Here is a 25,762-nt window from a genome sequence, read left to right on the forward strand (position 1 = left end):
TAATAACTATCCATAATTAACTCATGTCAATTCTCCATTATATTGTTAATAAAGAATGATATGGTATTTATCCATTGATACTATAAATAGCATTCTAATCTCCCCTTTGTCAAAGACATCTAATATGACATAAATTTTCCACAAGACTATTATCCCTCTATATATTGTCCCTCCAGATTATTTGGTTCTTAATCACACCTACTTATACCGTATAAGTCTATGAAATCATGACTTATATAATAGGTACTTCAAGGTATCTATTCTAATTCCGTGACTTAAGATCCGTTTTCATGCGTATTCAAAAAAATGCTAGCTACAAGTGGTAATTAATAGGGATTGGACGTTGTATCATGCCCAAGCAAAAACGTTAAAAAGAAACCAGTGTCAATATGCAGAAATCTCTAAAGCGAAAAGAAAAGGAAATCTCAGGGACGCCTGTGGAAGCACTGGTAACTTCAGAATGAGTAACTGAGTACATTACTACTTTGCACAATAGTAAAAATGACTGATTGACAGACCAAATCCAAATGTGGATCGAAAAAAAAGGCGAAACTACTATTCTGGGCGAACATTTCTAAAATAAGAAAAGCCAAAGGATCTCCAGATTAAGAGATTCTTTGGCGAAAATTGTTTAGTTGCACTCAATTTCAATATAGACAGTCAGGATATTTTTGGGTCATTTGATTCAAAACACCTATAATGTTGTGTGTCAATTAAATATGAAAGTTCGAACAATCTATTTTTTATTTGCCAACTATCTATTTAACATAATAGCGTATCTGACAACTAAACTGGATAAACTTGTCACACGTGCTATACTAAAAATAGTACTTAATACTTTTATCCCATCATTTATGCATAGTAACAATGAATAACGACATAAAATTATGAGGTGATGACATGGTTAAATTGCAGAATTCTCAGTTTGGAAAGAATGTTATTATCGAAGAAAATCCGCTTTCAAGATGGTTATTTTCTAACACGATATCTGCATGGATATGGTTAGTTTTAAGATTATACCTTGGTTACTCTTGGCTGATGGCCGGCATTGGAAAAGTTACTTCTGACGTATGGACAGGTGCTAATGCTGGTGTTGCAATTGAAGGATTTATGGGTGGTGCCCTTGCCAAATCTGAATCGGGGGACGTCGCAGGGTGGTATGCTTGGTTCCTAGAGAGCATCGTGATTCCAAACGCAACACCATTTTCGTATATGGTCGCTTGGGGTGAAGTGTTAATTGGACTTGGCTTAATCTTTGGACTCTTAACAGGAATTGCGGCTTTCTTTGGTGCACTTATGAATATGTCCTTCTTATTGGCAGGTACCGTGAGTACAAATCCCGTTATGTTTATAATTGCAGTATTCTTAATTATGGCCTGGAAAGTTGCTGGTTGGTATGGGCTAGATCGTTGGGTGTTGCCTCGCTTAGGAACACCATGGTCGTCAAACAAATGAATTGTATAAATTGGATGATATCCCAAGTTCTTTTACTTGGGATATTTTTTTAACTGCCCTACTTGTTTCCTAAAAAGAACTGCCTGCGCCAGACACAAGGACGAAAAATTCACATAGTCGAGTAGTAATAAAAAAAGAATAAAAAACCACATAGATATTGATCAGTTTTGTACTCTTATACAATTGCATTGTATAAGAGTAGTTCCGTACACTGGTACCAAACACTATGGAGATTCCATTACGCCAAGTTTTAGTTTATAAGAAACACGCTCTGTTCAATTTGTTTCATTTCATAGAAGTACCCTTTTTTATCCATCAATTCTTCCAATGTTCCAGACTCAACAATGGTTCCATCGTCCATCACAATGATTTGATCCATCTCTTCTAATCCTGTTAAGCGATGGCTAACGACAATAACAGTATCCACTTTTGCTCTTTCAAATAAATAGCCCATAATATGTGCCTCGGTCAATGCATCAATGGATGACGTTGGCTCATCTAATAGCCATAGAGGCGAATTTCTGAGCAGAGCTCGGGAAATAGCGAGACGCTGTTTTTCTCCGCCTGAAAGATTCTCCCCTTTTTCTAATACTTTATCATCTAAGGAAAAGTGCCCAAGCTTCACCATTCCCAACATGTCTTCCATTTCTGTTTCACTTAATTCATCATTAGCAAGCAGTAAGTTATCTCGAATGGTGCCATAGAAAAAATGATTTTCTTGTAATACCACATTTGTATTCTCCCAAATACACTCCTGTGTTAACTGATCAATCGAATCATTGTTAAAACGAATCTGACCTTGGTTTACACTATAAAATTTTAATAACAACTGCAACAACGTCGATTTCCCAGAACCACTCGGACCGACTATAGCTGTTTTTGAACCCGCTGGAAACGCTGTCGTTACATTTGTTAACGTATTACGTGTTTCATCTGGAAAAGCAAAAGTTACATCCTTCATTTCAATTGAAGGAACGCCCTGTATAGTACGTTTTTCAAAACTTTCTTGTGGTTTCTCTTGTACAAAATCTTTACCAACGACTGCGGTAAGTCTTGACGCAGCTTGCCGACTCTCTTCTAAATAGCTTGGGAAAGCTGCCATAGAAGTTGTATTTTCAAAAACTGTCAATGAAACCATGACAAACATCGCAAGGTAAATCCCATCCAGTTGACCATCTGCCACTAAATAAGCGCCAACACCTAGAACAAGCAATGATATGAGAAGCGATAGAAACTTGTTAGCAGCCTGGCTGAACAAATTATGAATACTTTCACGTTCTTGTTCATCTAAGTAGGCATGTACAGATTGATGCAGTTCGCCTTCTTTTTCTTCTAGTTGTTGGTGTATTTTTAAATCACGAAAGCCATAAATAAATTCTGTCACTTTGGTAGACAATTCTCCGCGTCTCTGTCTCACCAGTCGATCCACTTTTCGCTGCGTTAAAGCAAAAATTGATGGAACAACAAAGGTAGTTACTATCAGACCGACGAATACGACCAATGCTACTTCTATTGAAAACAGTGCTGTAAAAAAGATTGTACATAAAAATACTAATAGTAAAACAACCGGTGGGTAAAAAACGCGCAAAAAGAAATTTTGTAATGCCTCCACATCGCCCACTACTCTTGCAAGAAGATCTCCGCTTCGATATTTCCGGAATATCGTTGGTGCTAATGGTTCTAACTGCTCGTAAAAGGAAACACGCATATTACTTAACATCGTAAATGTCCCTCGGTGAGAAAAATAACGTTCTCCGTAACGACTTAATGCTGATATAATCCCTAAAATTTTAACCGATGCAACGATAATCATTAAGGTATAAATTGAAGGTGTTAAAGCCGCCTTGGAGATCAAATACCCACTGGATGCAAATAAACTAACAGCTGTTATCCCAGATATAAATCCGCAGATAATAGAATATAAAATATCCTTTTTTTCTACGAATAATATCTTGGTAACAAATCCTAAGTCCTTCATTTTGCAATCCCTCCTTGTTGAACAGACACCATATCACGATACACTTCCACCGATTCCAGCAGTTCCTCATGTGTGCCAGTTGCTAAGAGTTCTCCGTTGTCCAAGAAAATAATCTTGTCGGCATTTTTAATCGTATGAAGCCTATGAGCAACTGTAATGACCGCTGAAGCTTTAGACAGTTCCTTAATAGATGCTTGCAAGATTTTCTCCGTCCGAAGATCGAGTCCAGTTGTCGGCTCATCAAACAGAATAACAGATGGACTTTTTAAGAATGCTCTCGCAATAGCTATTCGTTGTTTTTCTCCACCTGAAAGGTCTCTTCCTCCTTCACCAATAGCTGTATCATAGCCATGTTTAAGTGAATCGACCAACTCGGAAATTCCAGCCTTTTCAGCAGCTTGTACGATCTCTCCTCGAGTAGCATCCATACGTCCGCCAATCGCAATATTTTCCGCAATTGTTCCTGAAAATAAATAAGGGTTTTGTGAAATATAACTTAATCGATCAAACCAATCTTTCTCTTGAAAGTTTGACCTTGGTTTCCCATTGATAAGCATTTCTCCCTCTGAGACCGAAACAAGTCCGGCAATTACATTTAATAGGGTTGATTTCCCCGCGCCAGTTTTACCGACAATCGCTACTTGTTCATTTGGAACAATTTCTAGTTGAATGTTTTTTAATGTAAATGCATCTTCTCCATAAGTAAATCCCGCACCACGCAGTTCAATTGCTAGTGGTACTTCTCTTTCCAAGCTTTCTACTCCCCATAAAACAGGTTTCTCTGTGTCACTTAGTTCATCTGCTAGCTTTTTAGCCGCCCCCATACTTCCCCTACCCGTATGAAAAGCACTACCTAAGTCTTTTAATTTCATGAAAAACTCTGGAGCCAATACCAACATGAAAAACGCGGTAAAAAACGTGATATTCTGAAACACAATTAAACTAAGGGCAAGTTCTAGGGCTATGATCCCCATACTTAGCATCGATATGAATTCTAATACTAAGGAATTTTGGAAAGCAATTTTAAGTACTTCCATCGTCGCATCACGAAAATCAAGACTGCTTTTTCGTATCGTTTCTTTTTGTTCTTTGGAACGACCAAGTAATTTAAGAGTTGTCAATCCCTGTAACGTATCGAGGAACCCTCCTGAAAAAGCAGCCATTTTATCCAATTGGTCTTCGGTTTTGTCTTTTGTTTTGATACCAATAATTATCATGAAAACCGGAATAAAGGGTGCAGTGATTATAATAATCACTCCTGTGGATATATGTTGTGTCAAGATAACCACTAGAATGATGAGTGGAATGATAGTAGCTTGAATTACTTGTGGGATATAACCGCTAAAATAACTGTCAACTTCATCCACAGTATCCATCATTACACTTACTTTTTTGCCAGACTGTCCTTGAAGTGATGATTGCAACGTATTTCCAGAAAACTTATTCAAAAGGTTTTTCCGAAGATTCCCTTTAACCTGTGAAGCCATTTTCACTCCAGTTCTCCCACTAAGATACTGAAGGATTGTTCTTGCAAAAAACGCGAAGAACAATCCTATCAACAGCGGTACAACATCAGAGAATGATGCATCTTTTATAAAGATACGATCCACAATTGCAACTAATAAATAACCCTGTCCAATAATTGCCACACCTGTTGTGACAGCAAAAATGACCAAGAGAACCAGCTTTCTTTTCTGTTCTAATGCTAATTCCTTAAGTCCTACCATCTCTCTACACCTCCCGAAAAACGAGCTAATTTAGCGAAGTATCCAAAGTATATACATTGGCAGTAAGAACGCTACTTCCTCGTTATATAACTTAAGGATATTTGTTTGGAATTACCGCCAGAAAGCTACTTATATCAGTGGAAGACGCAAAAATCCACCGCTACTAAAAGTTTCAATTTATTTTTCTTTTGAAACAAATCCATCTTTTGGTGAAGTCCAAAATGCACATACTTATACTGTGAAGATTATGGTACATGGAGCTACAAAGATTAGAATGTCATGTAGCATTCATCTTACTCCTTTTCCCTGTTTTCTATTACATACTCTTTATCAAAGAAGGAAGAAAATACTTCCAAAAACAGGGGTAGTGCTCCAGTCCTCCCTGCCAGTTTCATAAAATTTGACCAAAGTAATGAAAGCCGCAGTCCATTCATGGTTCCAGTTACAACACCGACCGAAACCCAGGCGCCCAGCGTTCGGCTATTAGAATATAATGTTCGTTATTTTTCTTAATTACCACTCAATGGGCTATCATGAGTGGAACACCAACCCATATCGTTGCGTAAATAATATAAAATGAATAGGTAAGAAATATTAATTTCCACCTTCTATACAACATCTTTTCCCAAGCTCCGCTTTGAGTAAATTATACAACCAAGGTACATTAATACTATTTTCAAGTCGTAGACCCATTTTAACTGTAATTGACTGTTAGTAGGTGGATATCTTGTGACAGAAACGACGATCATGTGACCGCGATTGGGCATTCTTTAGTTGTAAAAAAAAACACTTAAAATCCAGCTACTATTCTCTGATAATTATGACACCTACAGAAAAAAATGTTAAAATAACAGTTAGAATATAATTCACTACGAAAAGGGAGGGATATAGATGCCGAATTCTTATGTATTGCATGAAGATATGGGGCTGAATACCGGAAATGCATATGTTGAAAAAATTATTTTCAGTTTGACTAAAAGTGGAGCAATTCTAAATGCGAATAAAGATTTCTGTACTCTTTCGGTGGAAAAAATCCCTTCTATAATTGGTACATCTATGTATGAATTTGTTCATGAGGATGATCGGTTGTTATTCATTGAGCGAATTCTTGAATGCTGTGATGGAAATTTGATTCCGTTTACTTTCAGGTTCACTACTAGTAAAAGGGATGGCATGCCGTTTTATGTAAATGTATGCAGGTGGATTAATCAGAATGAAGTGCTTATACATGCCATACCGATTGTAGATACGTTCGCCTATACATCTGTTGAACGCTCGTTAATTGATAAAGAACTCACGGTATTTGACATTACAGATAAAGCTGCCATCAATACTGGTTTTGACGGGACTGTTATTGGTGTTAATGACGCTTATATTGAACTCTTTGGATGGACACGTGAAGAGCTAGAAGAGAAGAAAGCCTCAATGGTTCCTGATTTTCTTATGTACGAACTTATAGAAATTAAGGAACGACTCATTAAGGGCGAAAAAGTTGTTCGTTTGAACACAGTACGAATAACGAAAAATGGACTAATGCTTCCTGTTAACATCGTTTTATTTCCTTATTATGACAGCGTTGGAATGGTTCAAGGCGTTTTTGCGCTTTCGAGAAAGCTTGAGGAAACGCTAGAAATGAAATCGTTTGTTGAAAAGCAGTTGGCAAATATTTTGCAACAGGAAGTATTAATTAAAGATATTACGAGAAATTTGGAATTCGGAGTTTGCCAGTATGATGTTAAAAAGGGGATGTACCTTTACGTAAGCCCTGGAATAGAACAACTTGTCGGTATCTCCGTTTTAGACTTAATGAAAGATCCTACATTGTTTGTTTCAACATGTCATCCAGATGATAAAATTGAATTGTTTCGTTTTTTTGAGGAGTTATCTAAAGAAAGGACCGAAATTGAGTATCGCGTGCTAAATAAGGATGAAAAAGTTTGCTGGATTCGAACAAAGATTACCCCTGTTATTGATGGGGCGGGAGAAGTTGTAAGATATGTTTCAATTACTCAGGATATTTCTAAACTAAAAATGCAAGAGGAGCTTCTTAGAAAGTGGGACATGCTTAACATAGTTGGACAATTATCTGCCAGCTTTGCTCATCAAGTTAGAAATCCATTAACAACTATAAAAGGATTCATTCAATTATTTCCAATGGGGCCGGAAGATACGTTTGGTCCGATTATGACAGAAGAGCTTATTAAAATTGAAATGATTATAGAAGAATTTCTTCAACTTGCAAAACCGAGTAACGGAACAGGTTTTACAACTACCTCCATTTATAATGAAATAAACCGAACCATTTCATTGATGGAAAAAGAGGCAATACTTCATAATATTTCATTCAATATGAATCTTAATGATAAAGATCAATTCATTCATTGTGAACCGAAGCAAATTCAACAAGTGCTCATTAATTTAATAAGAAATTCGATAGATGCAATGCCAAACGGCGGAGAAATAACAATAGGGACAGTGGTCGAAGAAGGACAAGTCGTCAAAATTACACTTACTGATACTGGTATCGGAATACCAACAGAACGTCTCAATAAGCTTGGAGAACCATTCTATTCACTTAAGGAAAAAGGAACGGGTCTTGGCCTTATGGTTAGTTATAAAATTATTGAAAACCATCATGGATCTATTCAATTCAAGAGTAAAGAGGGTTATGGGACGACTGTAGAAATCACTCTTCCGTTAAGTGCCCCTGCGAATTGAAAATAATTAATACGGTTGACTATAGATTTAACAAGACTGACAGACTTTCATTCCTTTAAAAAGAGGTACTTGTGTCAGACCAAACGTGTTGTACATTAGCAAGATGATGCACAACACGAGTGGTCTCAGACACAAAGACGAATAATCCACATATTCGATTAATTATACGGAAAAACTAAGAAAACCGCACTATACGTTTTGATACGCTTTATAATTTCATATTTTCATATTTTATAGAAGTACAATTTACTTTTCCATATCCTCTTCTTTTGGTTCATCGCTGCCACGATAGCGATTATAAGGTAGAACATTCCAAGTTCTTTCTTGTAAATAATCTTCACTCAGCACTCTCGGAATGTCCGCAAGAATCTTTTTAGCGACATCAAGTTCACGTTGGGATTCTTCCTTATCCTGATACAAGAATTCATCGGAAGCGGTAGTTGGAGCTAGCGACACTTTCTCCTCCAAGTCCTGAATGACCATTTCTTGTTGAACGCGCATTGACTCCCGGGCATCTGCAATCCACTCCGGTTGCAAACCGCGATTGACATCACCGACGCAACTAAACTCATCAAAAATGTCCCGATAAATTTGGTCTGCATTGGTGCGGACATCCAAGTTCGCCGCTTCCAAATCAAGGTTAGTGAGTTGCTCCACTGTCAAAGGTGTATTGCGTTTTCGTCCACCGAGCCTTGTTCTTGTTAAATAGAAAGGGAATATGCTATTAAGTGTTTTGCCAACCGGTGAAATGGATCTTTCAAACTCATCAAGCCCTTTTGGCTGAACCCCCTGCATCGCAATACGAGCTGATTCAGGACGTACAATTTCCTTCGGTGGCATAATCCCATGACGAAGCATTTCTCGTATACCCGTACCAGAAATATTGATCCGATACTGTTCATCATGTGGACAGGACTGCCCTGTAGCAGGACTATCACAACGTGTGCAGTAAAAGACTTCATGATACAGCCGAACCTCGATCCCTAACTCTTCCGGTTTAAACTCGTCAAATATACTATGACTCGCGTACTTATCATAATAATCACCAATTCCCGCGTGATCTCGCCCGATGAGCGCATGCGTACATCCAGAATTCTTCATAATTAAGGCATGTAAAACAGTCTCACGCGGCCCTGCAAAAATATACGTCACTCGCAAAGGTGCAAGAATGGAGCGACCTTTTGGATAATACGTATCTAAAACGCTTCGATAAGACAACATACGGTATTCATGACGTGTATACTCACGTTTGGCCATCTCAACTAAAGGTTGAAGAAGTAAGCCATCCAATTCTTCTAAAGCGTTCTTATGAATATACTCATGACCTCTATGCAAGGGATTGGCCCCTGTTATAAAACCTGCCGCAGTACGAAACTTCTTCTCCTCATAAAATATACGCCACGTATCTTTTGGTTCCAGTCGAAGTTTCTCAAATGGTCCCCAATCCATTCGCCGTAATAACCGAATAGGTCCACCTAAAGAGACATCCCCCATTCTTCTATAAATTGCATCTACCCCTGGATGATTACGATCGGTTGTACCAAAAAGGGCAGATGCACGTCGTTCCTTATCATACTGAAAAACATCTTCTATTTTCATAATAGCGACAGGTTCATTGTTTTCATCGGCAAGTGTGATCTCATCTCCAACTTTTAAGGACTTGACGATTTCCTTGTTCCTATTACCTATTGGAGCAAAGCTTAGCGGCGCCGGCCATATTACGCCACTTGTTAATCGCCCTTTCGAAAGAACAGAATTATAATCAGCTTCGTTCATAAAGCCTTCATTGGGAGATAACACCCCTGTGGCAATCATTTCAAGCGTTATGGAAGCCTCCATGTCTACCATAATCGTTGGTAACTGCTTGGCCCTGACCAGCTCCTCTTCCCGCTCTGTTCCCGTCACAACCTTATCCACTAATTTGCCACCATGAGGCTGTTGTGGATAGTTCAAATACTTATTTTCCGCTACAACATTTACCATCTCATTTCCTCCCCCTTTAAATTGTTTGTCTATATATATTTAAAAATTCAGAACACTAACACCACTATAACCGCACACTCAAAATAAATCAAATACTCTGAAATTTGTAGTCATTTACTAAAGATACTACTATTTTACAGATTTAAATCACTTGCTAGAATAACTCTACGCAAAAAAACTCAGCCTTGTTACGCACAAGCTGAGTTGCATTCTTTTTTTTACTATTTCAGTCAAACTTCTAACTACTAGTTATTCCAAGTTTATCAATCCAGAATTTTAATTGTAACCGTTTTACGTCCCCAATTTAGTGCGTCTTGTTCATTTTCCATGAAGACATCAATTCTCTCACCTTTAATAGGACTACCAGTATCTCCCGCAATGACCTTTTTGTCAGGATTTGAACGCAAGTCAATACCGATGCAGTTAGAGAATTGCGTGCAGGAGGTAGCAATCGCGTGACACTATTCACCTCATTGATTTAATTGTCATAAAAAGAAGGGAACTGGAATATTAAAAGCAATTGGAACTATTGTATATCAGTACTTCAAAAGAGGAACTTGAAGCATTAAAAAGTCCATTGGGTACGGACAAGATTTGAGATGGTGTCGGATATGGCGAGTGCTACGCTAGGCACAGATATTGGTGGTTCTATTCGAATTCCCGTAACGGGTTCGGGCTAAGGTCACTTCTTGAGCTAATGAAGTGAAATTTGGTTGTTTGAGAAAAAGCGTGCATGCATACGGTTCGTTTAACAGGCAACCATATAGTTGCTTCACTTGAACAATGTAGAATCGCGACAGGCATGCAACAGTATCACCGATAAGAGGGCTGTGAAAATGAAGGTCCTCAAGCCTAACTCGCCAGTATTTTTTGAAAATAAAAAAACTGTCAACCAAATCCGTTTGGTTGACAGTTTATATATATCAAAGGGGTACCTATGTCAGGAATAAAGTTACACTTTGTTGACGACAATTTCTTCCTCCACGACATCGACACGGACTTTTTCAACATGTTCTTCTAAAATAAGATCTGTTAATGGATCTTCGATTTTATCTTGAATAACTCTGCGAAGTGGTCGGGCTCCGAATCGTTTATCATAGCCTAATTTGACCAATGCTTGTTTTGCTTCTTGGGAAATCGTGATGGCAATATTATTCTCTTCGATTGTTACTTGTAAATCAACAAGCATTAAGTCCACGATTTCCAGTAGATGTTCCTCTGTTAATTCGTTAAATGAAACAATTGCATCGAAACGATTGAGAAATTCAGGTTTGAAATAATCGCCCAACATTTCGAGTTTTGTAACGGACTCATGTACTGTTTGATTGAAACCGACACTCACTTTTTTGTCACCTGTTCCAGCATTACTTGTCATAACAATGACCGTATCTTTGAAACTGACTGTCCGACCATGTGAATCTGTTAAGCGGCCATCCTCCATAATCTGAAGGAACATATTTTGAACGTCTGGATGCGCTTTTTCAATTTCGTCAAGGAGTAAAATTGAATACGGATTCCGGCGTACTTGTTCTGTTAATTGACCAGCTTCTTCATGCCCTATATAACCTGGAGGGGAGCCAATAATTTTAGACACAGCATGTTTCTCCATATATTCACTCATGTCGAGGCGTATTAACGTGTCACGTGAACCAAATAATTCTTCTGCCAGGACTTTTGTGATTTCTGTTTTACCAACACCCGTTGGGCCAACAAATAAGAAAGAGCCAATGGGACGATTTTTGGCTTTAAGTCCCGCACGGCTACGACGAATTGCTTTTGCGATTTTATCGACCGCCTCTTCTTGACCGATGACTTTTTTGCTGAGATTTTCCTGAAGACCTTTCATTTTCACTTGTTCTGCTGCTTGTAGTTTTGTCACAGGAATTCCTGTTTTCTCTTCGACAATTAACTCAATATCTGCAACAGAAACTTCTATTTTTTCCGCTTCCCCACTCTGTTTCGCTTCTTCCAATTGTTTACGTAATTGAATTTCCTCAAAACGTAAATTTGCCGCTTTTTCATAGTCTTCCACTTCTGCTGCTTGTTCTTTTTCTTGAATGATTTCGCCGAGACGCATACCAATTGAATCTAAATCTGAATTAGTGGTGACATGTGTAAGGTTTAAACGTGACCCGACTTCATCCATCAAGTCAATCGCTTTGTCCGGTAAAAAACGATCTTGAATATAGCGTTGTGATAAGGTAACAAAAGCTTGCACCGCTTCATCTGTATAGCGTACTTCATGGAAATTTTCGTAACGTCCTTTTAACCCGTTTAAGATTTTAATCGTATCTTCTGCAGATGGTTCCTTGACGATAATCGGTTGGAACCGACGTTCAAGTGCAGCATCTTTTTCGATTTGACGATATTCTTTCAATGTCGTTGCCCCAATGAGTTGCAAGCCCCCCCGTGCTAAGGCTGGCTTCAAAATATTACCGGCATCCATTTGCGATCCTTCTGTTGAACCTGCACCAACGAGCAAGTGAATTTCATCGATGAATAAAATTACATCTGTTCGGGCTTGAAGTTCTTCAATTAGTTGTTTCATCCGCTCTTCAAACTGACCACGAATGCCCGTATTGGTAACAAGTGAAGCAACGTCTAATAAGTACACTTCTTTATTCAGTAGTTTCATCGGTACATCGCCTTCGAGGATTTTTACTGCGAGCCCCTCGGCGATTGCTGTTTTACCAACTCCAGGCTCACCTATTAGCACTGGGTTGTTTTTATTTCTTCTATTTAGCGTTTCGATGACACGTCTCACTTCTTGATCACGTCCGATGACCGGGTCTATCAGTCCTTTTCTTGCTTCGTCTGATATATTTTTACCAAGTTGGTCTAACAAACCGTTGCCGTGACCTTCTTCTGTTTGCTTTGTTTGAGTTTTTGCCTGTTGGCCACCGTTTGCTTTGAAAAAGTGATTCGCATTGTCACTAAATGACGGCATCTTGCCTGCCTGTAATTGACCTTGGATTTCTTGAAAGCACGTAAGACACATATTGATGTGCATACCTTGCTGATTCACTTGAAATCTTAAACTCATCGTCGCTTCGTTTTTACCACAATGTTGACACTGCATATTCGTTTCCTCCCTTTATCTTCATTTATCTATCCCGCTTGGCTTTGACTATATTTGATCTATGAATTTATTGTACACTGACCTTTTTTGACTTTCAAGAAACTTGCTTGAATGTCTTTGATTTCCCCAATGAATCCTCATGCCCAAACAGAGTATCAACATTTAGGATTAGTATCGTCTGAAGAGCTATATGTTCTTGTTCCTCCTGATGTTACTAGCGTAATTGTGCATAGTCGTGGGTATTGTCTTTGTGTCATATGAAGCTGGGCAACCGCAACAAGTCTAAATTGTGTATACCGAAAGTATGCGTGCTTACAAAACAATAATGTCTAGTGTATCATTGACTTTTCAAGTCAATACCTAGAAATTGAAATAGGAGTGATTCTCTTGACCAGTACAATTATTTTAAATGAAAAAGTAATTCATTTATGTAGTTATGAAGACGAAAAAGTAAATGGATTATATAAAGTTTCAGTTGAATTTAACGTAACAAGTGATGATTACCATGACATTACAACTTTACTTTACAATGGAACTTTTGACGTGAATATTCCTGAGCAAGACTTACTTTTTAGAGGAACGATTCATAATTATTCTACTTCCATTACTAATTTGTACGTAAAAGATCAAATCGGAAAGTTTAAATTGACTTTGTTAGAAGTGAGTCATAAAGAAGAGGAGTAGAATGGAGTTTAACGAGATTAAGCATATTTGATCAGTTCCCGTTCTCTTTAAATAAAAATCGGTACCTATGCAACAAATAACAACGAACAATTCATACAATTACATAAGAATTTATATGACACTAGATATTGAAAAAAATACCTAGCCCATGCCTAATAAACATGTAATTATAGTGGATTACCAGAATTGTTCCATGCATAGGTACCTGATATTTATTTTAGTCAGGATTTATAACCGCAATTGAATGATCGCTTCTTTCATTTGTTGAGCTGCTTTCTCTACTGTTGAGCGAGAGCAAGCAAGGTTCATACGGACAAATCCTTCGCCTCCAGGGCCAAAGACATACCCTTGATTTAAAGCGACTTTTGCTTTAGAGAGGAACAGTTTTTCCAACTCTTCGGGCGTGAGTCCCAATTCCCGACAATCAATCCAAGCCAGATAAGTCGCTTCTAATGGTAATACTTTTAATACGGGTAAATTGGATTTGAAATACTTCGTAATGAAGTGCAAATTTCCTTCAACATAGTCAAGAACTTCCTCCAGCCATTGTCCACCGTAATTATACGCGGCCTCTGTGGCAAGTGCACCAAATGAGTTCGACATTGTAACAGCGTATTTATCGCCTTCCATTACAAACTTCTCTCGTAGCGCTTTATTGGAAATTATGATATTCGATGTTTGTAAACCAGCAAGATTGAATGTTTTACTTGGTGCCGTACAAATGATGCTATTGTCAGCAAACTGTTCTGAAATAGCCGAAAATGGAATGTGTTTTCCAGGCTTGAATACAAGATCCTGATGAATTTCATCGGATACAACAAGGACTCCACGTTCCAGACAGATGTCACCGAGCCGTTTAAGTTCTGATTCCGTCCAAACACGGCCACCAGGATTTTGTGGATTACAAAGGAGAATCATTTTAACCGAAGAATCTATTTTTGAAATCAGATCTTCAAAGTCCATCTCAAATCTACCTTCATTGAACAGAAGTGGATTATATACGACCTGCCGATCATGATTTTGAATCGCTTTCATGAATGGATAATATACGGGCGGTTGAACAATGATTTTGTCACCTGGCTCACTAAAAGCTTGGACAATTAAATTTAAAGCGGTAACGACCCCTGGACTATGACAAATCCACTCTTTTTCTATTACCCAATTATGGTGGTCTTTCATCCAATCGATTATAGCTTCATAGTAGCTTGGCTTCCTCGTCGTATATCCAAAAATACCGTGTTCTGCTTGGGACTGGATTGCTTTGACTACTTCATCTGGAACTTTAAAATCCATATCCGCAACCCAAAGCGGAAGCAACTCTTTTTCACCGAACAATTCCTCTGTTGCATCCCATTTCACAGATGCAGTGTTCGAACGCTCAACTACTTTGTCAAAGTCGTATTTCATAAAAACCGCCCCTTTTTCTACTCATTTGAATTCAAATGCCCTAGTAAGTCTGACATTTTCTCTACTTAAAATTGGATTTCACTTCAAAGCTGTCTATTATGCAGCTCAGCACTAGCAGCTAGTCCTAGGACAAAAGTTGAACTTGAACCCGAAGCTGTCTATCCAAACCATATTTCGGATTGTTCCCTACAATGGTAACATAAGCGCAACTGTTAACATCGCACGAAACGCTTCCGAATCACTAAATTCGCCAATTCCTTTATCTACTATTCTCCTTGTTGGAGTAACGCGCCCGTTTGCTTAATAGCGATGCTTCATCTCTGATTGGTAGTTTTATACAAAATCGATGATAATTTGTTGTCAATCAACGAAACAAACTGATTAACTAGTTACATGATCTAATCGTTAAATAACAAGATTAAAAAAATCAGACAACATATCACTGTCTGATTTCTCGCTACTGACTTAACATTTTAAATTTGAACTATGAATCCCTATTTTATGGTTTAATCAAATTGTTTTTTAGTTCTTTTTTCGCAAAGTAACTTTTTTAAAATAGTAATATACAATGAATCCTGAAAGAATAATGATTCCAGTCACATATTCATTGAAACCTTGTGAAAGCAATCCTGCCTGAATAAGAGTATAAACAAAGAATATAGTAATATTTCCTAATGCTGTTGCGATAATAAAATATGAAAGTCGAATGGTACTAACACCTGAAACACCGTTAATGATACTTGTAGGAGCAAAAGGAAATATTCTTGCCCCAAATACATACCATAGTCCACTCTGTTCTACTTTACTAATATTGGACAAATTAACTTTTTTCAGTACAAAATCTTGAAGGACATATCGAATACTTAGAAATACAATTATCGCACAGAGAATGCTCGTTAATATGCTCCACACGATACCTAATTGAAAACCAAAAAGAGTATTATTTATCAAAATGACAAGGAAAAGTGGTATTACAGGAAATGTATTATGAACCAACATAATCATGAAGGTAATGAACAAAGTGAAAGCTTTATTATCTCCTAATATAGAAGTGATAGACTCTATATTTCCGGAGATAATACTGCGAAATAAATCGGTATTTAAATTAACGAAGAACAAGATCATAATTACGAGAAAAATAATTGTCGCTTTTTTCCACCTGTTCAATAAGCTCACCCTTCCTCGAAAACAATGCTTTAATTTTATATTCATCCTAGTGTTGATCTACCGTCTGGAATAGAAGTCCAATATTAAAGGCAATCGTTGATTACGGCCACTTGTGACATCTTATTTACCAGTCCACTCCAAGGGATTTACCACGCCACGCCAAATGTATTTGCCAGTTGTGTAATGCAATGTAGAAGTACAGACCTTTGCAACAAATTTGTACAGTTACATGTTGACATAAAGAATCCACTCAACAATGCTCGGCGCTTTGGGATGCCTCCCGCAATAAGCCAGACAGATGGAAGTTAAGGAATGATACTAAACGCTTAATTGTATACATTGGATAGGTCCACATTATCAAGTTCATTTCAAAACATATTCTGCTAGCACGCTTTGTACTTTATAAACATTCAAGGATTTATTGAATTTCTTTTGAATTGGTACAGAACTCCCCGATAGCCAGATTTTCAGTTCAGCCTCCAGATCAAACGTTCCTGCAGTTTCTATCGAGAAATGTACAATACTTTTGTACGGAATGGAATGATACTCAACTTTCTTTCCTGTGACGCCCTGTTTATCTACAAGAATTAGACGTTTATCCGTAAATATCAACAGATCTCTAATCAGTTTATATGCATGCTCTACCTTTTCAGTAAGTGCTAGTAAATCCTTCATTTCCTTCTCTACTTTGCTCACTTCAATTTCAGATACATTCCCCATTATGCCGTCAAAAATACTCATTATTATTCCTCCAATTCATAGTGTTTTCTAAGCCTCTATTAAAAGGTACCCAGTACTAATACATTATATAATTGCCTCGGGACCAGATTCGTTAAATTATTGAACCATTCTCCCACATTATAATACTCATCTGAATCAATTCATCCCGGCATTCGGACATCATTTCATTTCGCTAACATCAAAGACTGTTTCGTATATATTCTGTTAGCAACCACCCATGCAGCTCTAGCATTATACATCTTAATCGCTGGAATCACTTCCTGAATCAACTTTAACACCAACTGGCTTTAAAGAGGTAGCTCCGTGTCAGACACAATGACGAACACTTCACATTTTCAAGTAATTATGCACAAAGTAAAGAAAAACTCCATGGATGTTGATTTATTTTGCATTATTTAGAAATAATTGTATTTTTTTACTTATTAGGTACCTAAAATCTAAAACCCCTTAACCAATTTACATAGGCTAAGGGGTTTCAGTGGTTCAATATTAGTAATCTTCATTTTGTTTGGAAGCATTTACATTTATAATAGACCCCAGTTTGCGGACTTGTATGTCAAATCGATCAACAGCGGCTTTGCTGTTAGGGAAAACGATTTGCAGTTTGCCTTCCGATACACCGGTGATGTGGAATCTGTTGGAGTTTTTATCCCTCGAAATGATGGCAATCTTTTCGCCACCTTTTGGCATAACATATTCCCCAAATTGATCGGCCGTACCACCAAGATCGATTGTGAAAGTTGGTTTTTCTTCAAGCTTATGAACAGATAAATAAAAGGATGGCTTATAGACGGATGCAGCAACCGCATGGCGAGCTTTCTTTCCACTAGCGTATTGGACTGTCGCGATATATTCTCCCGGATCATCTATTGAAAAACACTCGGGAGCGGCGTGGAGAGGATGGTAATCACAAGATTTTAACTTAACTTCCTGTTGGATTGTTTCACCTTCCATCGTGGCAAGTGAAATATTTTTCACCTGTTCTCCCGATGAGCTTAAGAGAACTTCAGTCGTAAGGATGTCTTCTGACTCTTCCAATGTAATTTTTAATTGTTCGTCTTCTTTCGTCACATGTACATAATACTTCCTATAGTCGTCATGCGAATCCACACCTGTTATAGGATCCCTTGTACTTCCCGTCATAGAAAGCGTGGTAGTACCTTCACGCATAGGAACAAGTTGAATTTCTTCCCAGTTGAACTTATCACTTGCAACCGTATGAATGATGTTGTCTTGGTCATGGTAGCTCGAGTATGAATAGATGGAATTCCAGCCATAGTCAGCTGCTTTAAGCGTAACGATTGACGCTTTCACTTTCTCCGCTTTTGTAATGAGTACTGCAGCCTGTGCTCTTGAAATCGGTGCATTGGGGCTGAATGTTGTTGGAGTGGTCCCTGATGTGATCCCCATTTTGTACAGAATGTTAATAGTCGTTTGGTGACTGGCCAAACGTTGGGTATCCGTGAATGGATTTTCACTACTACTGTAGTAATAGGGAGGCAAACCGAAAGCTTTTACAAGAATAGAAGCCATTTGTGCCCGAGTAATCGAATCATTTGGTCCGAATCGTCCATCCCCATAACCATTAATAACGCCTGCATTAGCAAGTGCAGCAATAGCGCCATAACTCCACTGGGACGACGCAACATCCTTGAATCCAGGGTCTTTGACATTCTTCGTATCATACTTCACCAGCTTTGCAATAATGGCAGCTGCCTGTCCGCGTGTGATGGAGGCGGCAGGCTTGAATGTACCATCTTCGTACCCACTTATGATGTTTCGATTTGCAAGTTCATAAACCGCACTCGCATAAGGCTTGGTAGTCGACACATCCGAAAAATCACTTGAAATTTCCGCACTAGCCTGCGAGACTAACAAACTGCCCGCGATTGCAAGTACCACCAAAGTCGACTTTACCTTTTGGATGAACATTTTATCAACTCCTCTGGAATTTATTAATATAGTAAAAGAGGTACTCATGTCAGACAGAAAGACAAACAATTCACATTCCCATGTAATTTTACAAAGAATCGAGAATAACCGAATAGGTATTGATTTACTTTGTATTATTATAGAATTGAGTTGTCTTTACTGAATAGCTCTGCGCACGGGTACCTAAAATTGAGTGAATGGAAAACCAGATTTATGTCTTTATATAGTAAGCGGTTGGTTGACGGCTTCTTTTTCTGGACAAATAACACCTGGTTTTCCGAATATTAAAGAGGTACCTGTGTCAGACAAAAAGACGAGTAATTTACACATGCAAGTAATTATGCAAAAATTAAAGAAAAATCGCATAGGTGTTGATTTACTTTGCATTATTATAGAATTGTATTCTATTCCCTAAATAGTTTCGCGCACAGTTATCTAAAAATAGTGAAGTCTTTTTATCATTTCTTCAACGAATGTTTCTTCCCTTTCGTGTCTGTCACAATCAACTGCGTATCCGTCACTTCCATCCGTTTCCCAAGGATATTCGACAACTTGATTGTTTTTTTATCCAGTAAACTGTACTTGAAGACGCCTTTTTTATTGAAATAATACATCGTGGAGTGGTCATGCAGCACGGAGAGGAAATCGTCGCCCGCTTCCCGATACAGGTTTGGTTGGTTGTTCGATTCCTCGTAATAGTCATACGTCACGCGCGCATCAAAAGTAAATTCCTTCCTCTTATCGCTGCTGCCATCCATCGCTGTGGAATAAAGGGATAACGTACTGTCCACAAAATCATCCGGACCAATGTAGGGTCGACCCATACCTGTGTAGAAAATCCGATCATTCCAAACAAACATATTGCTCATCTGGTTCGGCTCTTTCATTTTCACCAAATCTTGTCCATCCGTCTTCATCTTCATTACAGCGAAAGCAAATGGTACTTCATCCGCTTCGGAAAATCCGCCGCTCCAGTAAGGGATATACAGCTCATCGTTATAAAGGACGAGCCGGGTATTATCATGCATGAAAATAACCGAGCCGAAATCCCATTGGCTCTTCGGTATATCCTCTCTTTTCAAAATTACTTCGCGTTTACCGGTTTCCTTATTTTCTTTGATAATAGAATAATTGTACTTTTGGTCCCGCTCAGTGAAATAGGTAAAGCTACCCTGTTCAACGGTTTTACCTTTTGTACTGACATAAGAATGGTAGTTGCTTAGTTTCATCTTATCATCCATGGCACGGACTAAAAATGCCGAAAACTGTGCACGCGTGACAGAGTCTGATGGCATATATTTGCCATTCGATCCGCCCGCGACGCGCTGTTTTGCGATTCCATTGATGTCCTGATAGGCCCAGTGTGACGGTGTGACGTCAATAAATGTTGCTTGCTTGTCGAGCGGCATGTCGAACGCGCGACGCAGGATCGCGGCCATTTGCGCGCGAGATGTTTTTTCACCAGGACGCATGTAGCCATTGTCGCCGCGGAGAATTCCTTTTTCATTCACCGTCGCCAGGATCTGATAATACGGTGATTTTTTGGATACGTCTTTGAATGCGACGGAGGTATTTTCCGTCAGTGGCATTTTTAATGCCTTGATGAGCATCGATGCGGCTTGCGACCGGGTGATTGGCTCATTCGGCTTGAATGTGCCATCCGGATAGCCGCCGATAATATTTCGGTCAGATAAATACATGATTTCATTTTTCGCCCAATGCTTACCCACGTCGGAAAACTGAATGGCAGCCTGTGCTTGGAATGGGGTCGCAGCGAAAATGAGCAGTAGAGCCGTCAATACGGCAGTCAGTTTACTTTTCAAAATGATAGAACCTCCTATTTTTTAACAAGGTGCCTGCGGAAAGAAATGATTCATTCCACAGGCACCTTAAATCCATACTGTTGGGTGGTTGGAAAACCACTATGGTATCTCCATATAAAAAGCGGTACCAGTGTCTAATACAGTTCGAAATTGTGATGGATGCTGGTACCCTAAATTCATTTATACTCCTTCCATCAGTGGTCCACGTAGACATCCTTGTACATACCAATATTCATAATAGGGCCTAATTGCTCTACATACACATTGATGCCTAGGAAATAATTGTCGTTATTGTCCGGGAACTTAATGGAGAATGAACCTGCTTTCTTGGCATCAGCGCGGAACAAGTTACTTTCTGGATCTCTTGTAACCGTTGCAATCTGATCGGCATCTTTTGGTAGTACATGCTTTCCTATGTTCCCATCTGCTCCCAAATTCAATGTCGCGGACGTCTTTTCCTCTAATATCCGCATGCTGAAATAAAAACTCGGAGCGGAACTTTCCACCACCATGCCATACCGTACTTCTTCTCCATCAGCAAAACGGACAGTGGCGATATACCGACCCGGTTTATCGATTCCGATGCGGATATTATTATACTTGCCATTCTGATCGATCTCTTCAGCATCGAAGCAATCAGAGGGACTGTTCGAGAGACATTTGCTGAACTTCATGCTGTCAGACAGATTCTTTCCGTCCATCGTGGAAAGCGAAACGTTCTGGACCTGTTCTTTAACACTGATTATAGCTGGTGTAGTTAGAAAATCGTCTGTCTCTTCCAGTGTCAACTTCAGCTCGCCATCGACTTCTTTGATATGCACATAATACTTTTTGTAGTATTTCTTATCCGGATTTCCCGAATACACTAAAGCGACACTAAATGTACCCGTCCCTTCTTGTAGCGGGACTAAGTGGATCTTATCCGCCGTACGGCTATTGGGTTTATCGCTTCCTACCACTGCATGGAACAAACCGGTATCCTTATGATTGGAATCGAACATTTTAAACTGTTCCCACTTGTAGTCGCTTGCCCGCACCGTAACAATCGGCGCCTTCACTTCCTCCGTCGCCTTCAGCATTTTAGCCGCTTGTCCTCTTGTAATGGACTCATTCGGGCTGAACCTGTCAGCAGATTTTCCTGTAGTGATGCCAAGTCTGTAGATGGTCAAAATATTCGGATCATGACCTGTCCCACGTTTCACATCTTCAAATGGACTTTTATACGACGTGAAGTCATAACGCGGCAAATCGAACGCTTTAACGAGAATCGAAGCCATCTGTCCACGTGTAATTGGATCGTTCGGACCATAACGTCCATCCCCATAGCCGCTGATGATGCTTTTTTCCGCCATAGCTGCAATGGCTTTGTAGTAGCCGTTCGCTTTCGGGACGTCTTTAAACCCTGGATCTTTCACTTTAGAGGTGTCCAACTTGATCATCTTCGCGATGATTGCGGCCGCCTGTCCTCTCGTGATAGAGTTTCCGGGTTTGAATGTGCCGTCCGGATAGCCTCCGATAATATTGCGTTCCGCCAAATTATAGACTGCTTCTGCAAAATGTTTTGATGATGGTACGTCTGAAAATCGCTCTGTGCTTGCTGCAAACGTGCCGGATAAAGGCAAACCGCAAGCGAGCAATAGTGCGCCGAGTACCATAATAAGTTTCTTCCTCACTCGCATTCTTCCTTTCTATTCTAGTAGTAGTTTTTGATATAGAAGAAACTATTCGCTATTACCAATGTTTTTCAAACTAGCTGATGGAAAACCAGGTTGGTGTCTCTATATAGTAAGCGGTTGGTTGACGGCTACTTCTTCTGGACAGCTGCCAACCTGGTTTTCCGAAAAAATTACGGCGGGGTTCCCACACCCCTCCTTTGCTATTCTGCTATCACCCAACGATCTGAGCCTGCATCCTGCTTCATTGTAAACACCCGCTCCGCTACCCCTTCTCGCTCATATTGGTAGTGGATTTCAAGCTCATTCTCAGAAACAGGAGCCGTTTTCCGATAAGATGCCTCTAAAAACAGTTCACCTAACCGGCTAATTTGTGTAAACGCAGGCGTTTCCGGCAAATTGCCGAAGCCCAACAGTTCGTCATACAAATACAAATCAAAATATTGCTCCGGTGTATATTCACCAGTAAGCTGTCCGGATAAATAATCCATATACATCGAATGGGTACGCTCTTCCGTTGCTATGCCTACAACTTCTCCATAAATTTTATGCACTGGGGTAATCGCTGCCCCCTGCACCGTTTTACTTGCTGGAAAATGGTTCACTAATAAATATTCGCGCGCATTCAACAGCTGGTCGTAACCTCCTACAATCGCGATTCCCTGTTTTTCATAACGATCCCTAATTTCAGATGGCAACGGTTTGCCGTTTATCTTCAACTGGCCGTTTTTCAGCACGATACGATCTCCCGGGACCGCAATCACCTCGTAGTAGGCATCCATATATGTCGGTAAATGGCTAGTCGTATTTGTCATCGTGCGTACAATGTCGCCCGCCTCATAGACAACCTCATCGAATAAATTCGCTTTGCGCTCAATGACCGTATGGAATGCATCCGAACTCCCTGTTAATGAAAATTTTTCTTTATCCACATAATATAGACCGTCGACTTGATCAAAATTCGGAAGTGACGCAAATTCCTCATAATCAACTGATGACAGTTGATTCTTCTTCTGCAGTGCCGAGATTTGCGCCAAGTCATCCAGTGGATCATATGGGACACCTGGTCCCTTATTTGAAGAAAGAAAATTCAGAGGGTCGATTGTGAGTATAAAAAACAGTGCAACTACAGGTATCGCCGCAGAGACAAATAGCACTTGCCAAGAAAACTTTTTAACCGGTGGCCGTACACGTTCATGTACACGCTGCTTTATCCGCCTTTCCTGCTTCGATGTATCGCCCATCATTTGATCGAGCTTACTTTTAAAATCGCTCAATTGCTCTCTACCTCCCCGTCCTCTTCCTCAAAAAATTCCTTTAGCTGCTGCTTTGCCCTTCGCAGCCGTGTTTTTACGGTATTTTCATTCAGCTGCAGATAGTTTGCTATTTCCGCTATAGATTGCTCGTCATAATAAAATAATATTAAAGGCTCGCGGTATTTTAACGGAAGCTGGAAAAGATTTTTTTCAAGTGTGGCTAGCCGCTCCTGCTCCAACACTACTTCTTCTGCGCCTTTTGTCGAAACAAAGATTGTATCGAACAGTACATCTTTTTTATGCTTCCACGAGCGCAAATAATCTTTTGCTCGATTGGCTGTCATTTTCGTTAAATAGGTCTTCAAGGATGCCTCATTGCGAAACTGGTCACTCTTTTGAAAATACGTAATAAATACTTCTTGTACAACATCCTCCGCAGTCGACCAATTCTTCACATATAAATAAGCGATACGCACTAAATAACGCGAATGCTCATCGATTATTTGATCAATAGTACTCATTTACAAACCCTCGCCCTCTTCTACGGCCACGTCATGTCCCCCTCCACATACGCAACAAACTGCTCAAACGACTTTTTTTCTGTTATTCCATATCGGCATACTTCATAATTTGAAGTCTTCCTATTTGCATACCCTTCGGTCGTCGTAAAGCCAATCAGCACCCCTGCCTCTTTAGCCGCCGCGATGAAATCCTCAGTATAATGCCCATACGGATAGGCTAATGAAACCGCTGCCGGCACTTGCTCAATATTTTGCTGTAAATCCAAAAGAATCTCTTCTTTTGAACGATCTAACGCAATACCTTCACCTGAAACCTTATTAAGTGAATGCAATTCATATGTATGTGCTTCGAACCGGAAAACATCCGCCAGCTCTTCTAAGTCTGCAGCAGTAAAAAACTGCAGCGGACCTTCCGCATCAAACAGCTGCGCTCCCTGCGCCCGATCCGTACGTGAGGAAATAATGTGCTGAAGCGCACGAAACCCGTATTGCTTCAAAACGGGATATGCATACTCCTTCGTTGACAATAACCCGTCGTCGAATGTAATGAGCACTGCTTTGCTCGGTACAACAAGGCGCCCTTCCAAATAATCATACAGCTGATGTGCCGTCAGCGTCTCGAAATGATGATCCGCCAAGTACCCCATCTGCTGCTCAAATACTTCCAAGGAAATCGTACTATCCATCGTTCTCATCGACTCGCGAGGCAAAACCTGATGGTACACAAGCACCGGTAGACCCGTATCCATTGCAACGGACTGCTTAGAAATATATCCCGGTCGCTCTCCTATTGTAAGGATATACCAATCCTCTTCCTCCCGTACAATCGGATAGCGAAACCCTTCTTCCAACTCCAGTATAACGCTGCTCTGCAAATCAGCATCCTCGTAAACTGCCGTTTTTTGCAGCGTATGAACCGCAGCCAACCGCTCCGTATGTACAACTGTCGAAAGCTTCTTTTTTTCAACCGTCGCCTGCCCCTTACGGACAAAGGCTGTCATATTTCCCAATCGAAGCTCATAATATGCCTCATCCTCACCTGTGATAGCAACGGGCTGATCCGCCTCCAACTCGCCAATCTGCGTCAAGGCCGCCCCTTTCATGTAAATCGGCTGACGTTCCTGCACTGTCAACACCCGTTCAAATACCCGCTTCGTGACAAACCGCTCCGCTTCCTTACCCTGCGCAAACACTCTTCCTTGCGATTCAACCAAAATCCATATCGCACCAATACTCATTATAAATACAATAAAGCAAACAACAAACGACAATTTACTGGAAATCTTCCTCATTCCTTTACCTCCACTGTCTATTAAGCAACGTACAGACGTAGGTTTTCAGAAAAAGTTTCAAAAGTTTTTAAAAAGTTTTTTAGGGATGGGAGAATCTATGCTGAAGCCGGCGACTGCACGCAAAGATGAGGATACTTCATAGGTTAATCCCTCATTTGAATTAGCTTTTGTATTTCTTGATAAATAAGTCCGTTTGTCATTTGTTTAGCCCATCGCCCGCAGGTATTTGAAGATACGCAAAAAACTCAGCCCTTTTTACGTACAAGGCTGAGTTGCATTCTTTTCTTTACAATTTCAGTAAAACTTCTAACTACCAGTAATCGGTA

The 25,762-nt window shown here is 39.6% G+C and carries 17 protein-coding genes and 2 pseudogenes; 3 read left to right on the forward strand and 16 right to left on the reverse strand.

The genetic code is table 11. From position 1 onward, the window contains the following. The first annotated feature begins 900 nt into the window (after positions 1–900). Positions 901–1,455 (forward strand): DoxX family protein, encoded by a 555-nt coding sequence (locus tag AZE41_RS14655; protein WP_156476062.1) that lies wholly within the window; start codon positions 901–903, stop codon positions 1,453–1,455. A gap of 250 nt (positions 1,456–1,705) precedes the next feature. On the opposite strand, the gene cydC is transcribed toward AZE41_RS14655, so the two are convergent. The 4 genes and pseudogenes from cydC to AZE41_RS22825 form a co-directional block, all read right to left on the reverse strand. Continuing rightward, positions 1,706–3,433 (reverse strand): thiol reductant ABC exporter subunit CydC, encoded by a 1,728-nt coding sequence (gene cydC, locus AZE41_RS14660; RefSeq protein WP_067210856.1) that lies wholly within the window; start codon positions 3,431–3,433, stop codon positions 1,706–1,708. After that, entirely contained in the window at positions 3,430–5,160 is a 1,731-nt protein-coding gene (cydD, locus tag AZE41_RS14665) for a thiol reductant ABC exporter subunit CydD (RefSeq protein WP_067210858.1), read from the reverse strand. The genes cydC and cydD overlap by 4 nt, the downstream gene beginning before the upstream one ends. Positions 5,161–5,337: 177 nt before the next feature. Continuing rightward, positions 5,338–5,448, reverse strand: a pseudogene (locus AZE41_RS23710) (cytochrome bd oxidase small subunit CydS). A gap of 41 nt (positions 5,449–5,489) precedes the next feature. Continuing rightward, positions 5,490–5,779, reverse strand: a pseudogene (locus tag AZE41_RS22825) (cytochrome ubiquinol oxidase subunit I); the annotation flags it as partial. A 272-nt stretch (positions 5,780–6,051) separates the two neighbouring features. Here AZE41_RS22825 and AZE41_RS14670 point away from each other — a divergent pair. Beyond that, the gene (locus AZE41_RS14670) at positions 6,052–7,878 is read left to right on the forward strand and encodes an ATP-binding protein (RefSeq protein ID WP_067210860.1); all 1,827 of its coding nucleotides are present in this window, start codon (positions 6,052–6,054) and stop codon (positions 7,876–7,878) included. 246 nt (positions 7,879–8,124) lie between these two features. Here the strand turns inward: AZE41_RS14670 and AZE41_RS14675 are convergent, their stop codons facing one another. The 3 genes from AZE41_RS14675 to AZE41_RS14680 form a co-directional block, all read right to left on the reverse strand. Next, positions 8,125–9,861 carry a sulfate adenylyltransferase gene (locus AZE41_RS14675; RefSeq protein WP_067210863.1) on the reverse strand — a complete coding sequence of 579 codons (1,737 nt, stop codon included), beginning with the start codon at positions 9,859–9,861 and terminating at the stop codon, positions 8,125–8,127. Between the two features lie 263 nt (positions 9,862–10,124). Further along, positions 10,125–10,268, reverse strand: a complete 144-nt coding sequence (locus AZE41_RS23320; protein WP_340767547.1) for a 3D domain-containing protein — start codon at positions 10,266–10,268, stop codon at positions 10,125–10,127. Between the two features lie 545 nt (positions 10,269–10,813). Beyond that, positions 10,814–12,940: an ATP-dependent Clp protease ATP-binding subunit gene (locus AZE41_RS14680; RefSeq protein WP_067210865.1), complete on the reverse strand. Its 2,127-nt coding sequence runs from the start codon at positions 12,938–12,940 to the stop codon at positions 10,814–10,816. 387 nt (positions 12,941–13,327) lie between these two features. On the opposite strand from AZE41_RS14680, the gene AZE41_RS14685 reads away from it, so the two are divergent. Then, the gene (locus tag AZE41_RS14685) at positions 13,328–13,624 is read left to right on the forward strand and encodes a DUF3219 family protein (RefSeq protein WP_067210868.1); all 297 of its coding nucleotides are present in this window, start codon (positions 13,328–13,330) and stop codon (positions 13,622–13,624) included. 228 nt (positions 13,625–13,852) lie between these two features. Here AZE41_RS14685 and AZE41_RS14690 read toward each other — a convergent pair whose 3' ends face one another. From AZE41_RS14690 to AZE41_RS14730, 9 genes are all read right to left on the reverse strand, one after another. Continuing rightward, positions 13,853–15,031, reverse strand: a complete 1,179-nt coding sequence (locus AZE41_RS14690; RefSeq protein ID WP_067210870.1) for a MalY/PatB family protein — start codon at positions 15,029–15,031, stop codon at positions 13,853–13,855. 522 nt (positions 15,032–15,553) lie between these two features. Next, positions 15,554–16,198 (reverse strand): TVP38/TMEM64 family protein, encoded by a 645-nt coding sequence (locus AZE41_RS14695; protein WP_067210877.1) that lies wholly within the window; start codon positions 16,196–16,198, stop codon positions 15,554–15,556. A gap of 363 nt (positions 16,199–16,561) precedes the next feature. After that, the gene (locus AZE41_RS14700) at positions 16,562–16,939 is read right to left on the reverse strand and encodes a PH domain-containing protein (RefSeq protein WP_067210880.1); all 378 of its coding nucleotides are present in this window, start codon (positions 16,937–16,939) and stop codon (positions 16,562–16,564) included. A gap of 489 nt (positions 16,940–17,428) precedes the next feature. Next, positions 17,429–18,871 carry an S-layer homology domain-containing protein gene (locus tag AZE41_RS14705; protein ID WP_067210882.1) on the reverse strand — a complete coding sequence of 481 codons (1,443 nt, stop codon included), beginning with the start codon at positions 18,869–18,871 and terminating at the stop codon, positions 17,429–17,431. 458 nt (positions 18,872–19,329) lie between these two features. Next, positions 19,330–20,694: an S-layer homology domain-containing protein gene (locus AZE41_RS14710; RefSeq protein ID WP_067210885.1), complete on the reverse strand. Its 1,365-nt coding sequence runs from the start codon at positions 20,692–20,694 to the stop codon at positions 19,330–19,332. Between the two features lie 194 nt (positions 20,695–20,888). Next, a complete protein-coding gene (locus AZE41_RS14715; protein ID WP_067210887.1) occupies positions 20,889–22,367 on the reverse strand; it encodes an S-layer homology domain-containing protein in 1,479 nt (492 codons plus the stop codon). A gap of 203 nt (positions 22,368–22,570) precedes the next feature. Then, a complete protein-coding gene (locus tag AZE41_RS14720; protein ID WP_156476064.1) occupies positions 22,571–23,644 on the reverse strand; it encodes a S26 family signal peptidase in 1,074 nt (357 codons plus the stop codon). Beyond that, complete coding sequence (locus AZE41_RS14725; protein WP_067210890.1) at positions 23,641–24,144, reverse strand: sigma-70 family RNA polymerase sigma factor; 504 nt, start codon at positions 24,142–24,144, stop codon at positions 23,641–23,643. The genes AZE41_RS14720 and AZE41_RS14725 overlap by 4 nt, the downstream gene beginning before the upstream one ends. 20 nt (positions 24,145–24,164) lie before the next feature. Continuing rightward, entirely contained in the window at positions 24,165–25,436 is a 1,272-nt protein-coding gene (locus AZE41_RS14730; protein ID WP_067210893.1) for a polysaccharide deacetylase family protein, read from the reverse strand. Positions 25,437–25,762: the final 326 nt, after the last annotated feature.

The sequence above is a fragment of the Sporosarcina psychrophila genome (assembly GCF_001590685.1).
GTDB classification, from domain to species: Bacteria; Bacillota; Bacilli; order Bacillales_A; family Planococcaceae; genus Sporosarcina; species Sporosarcina psychrophila.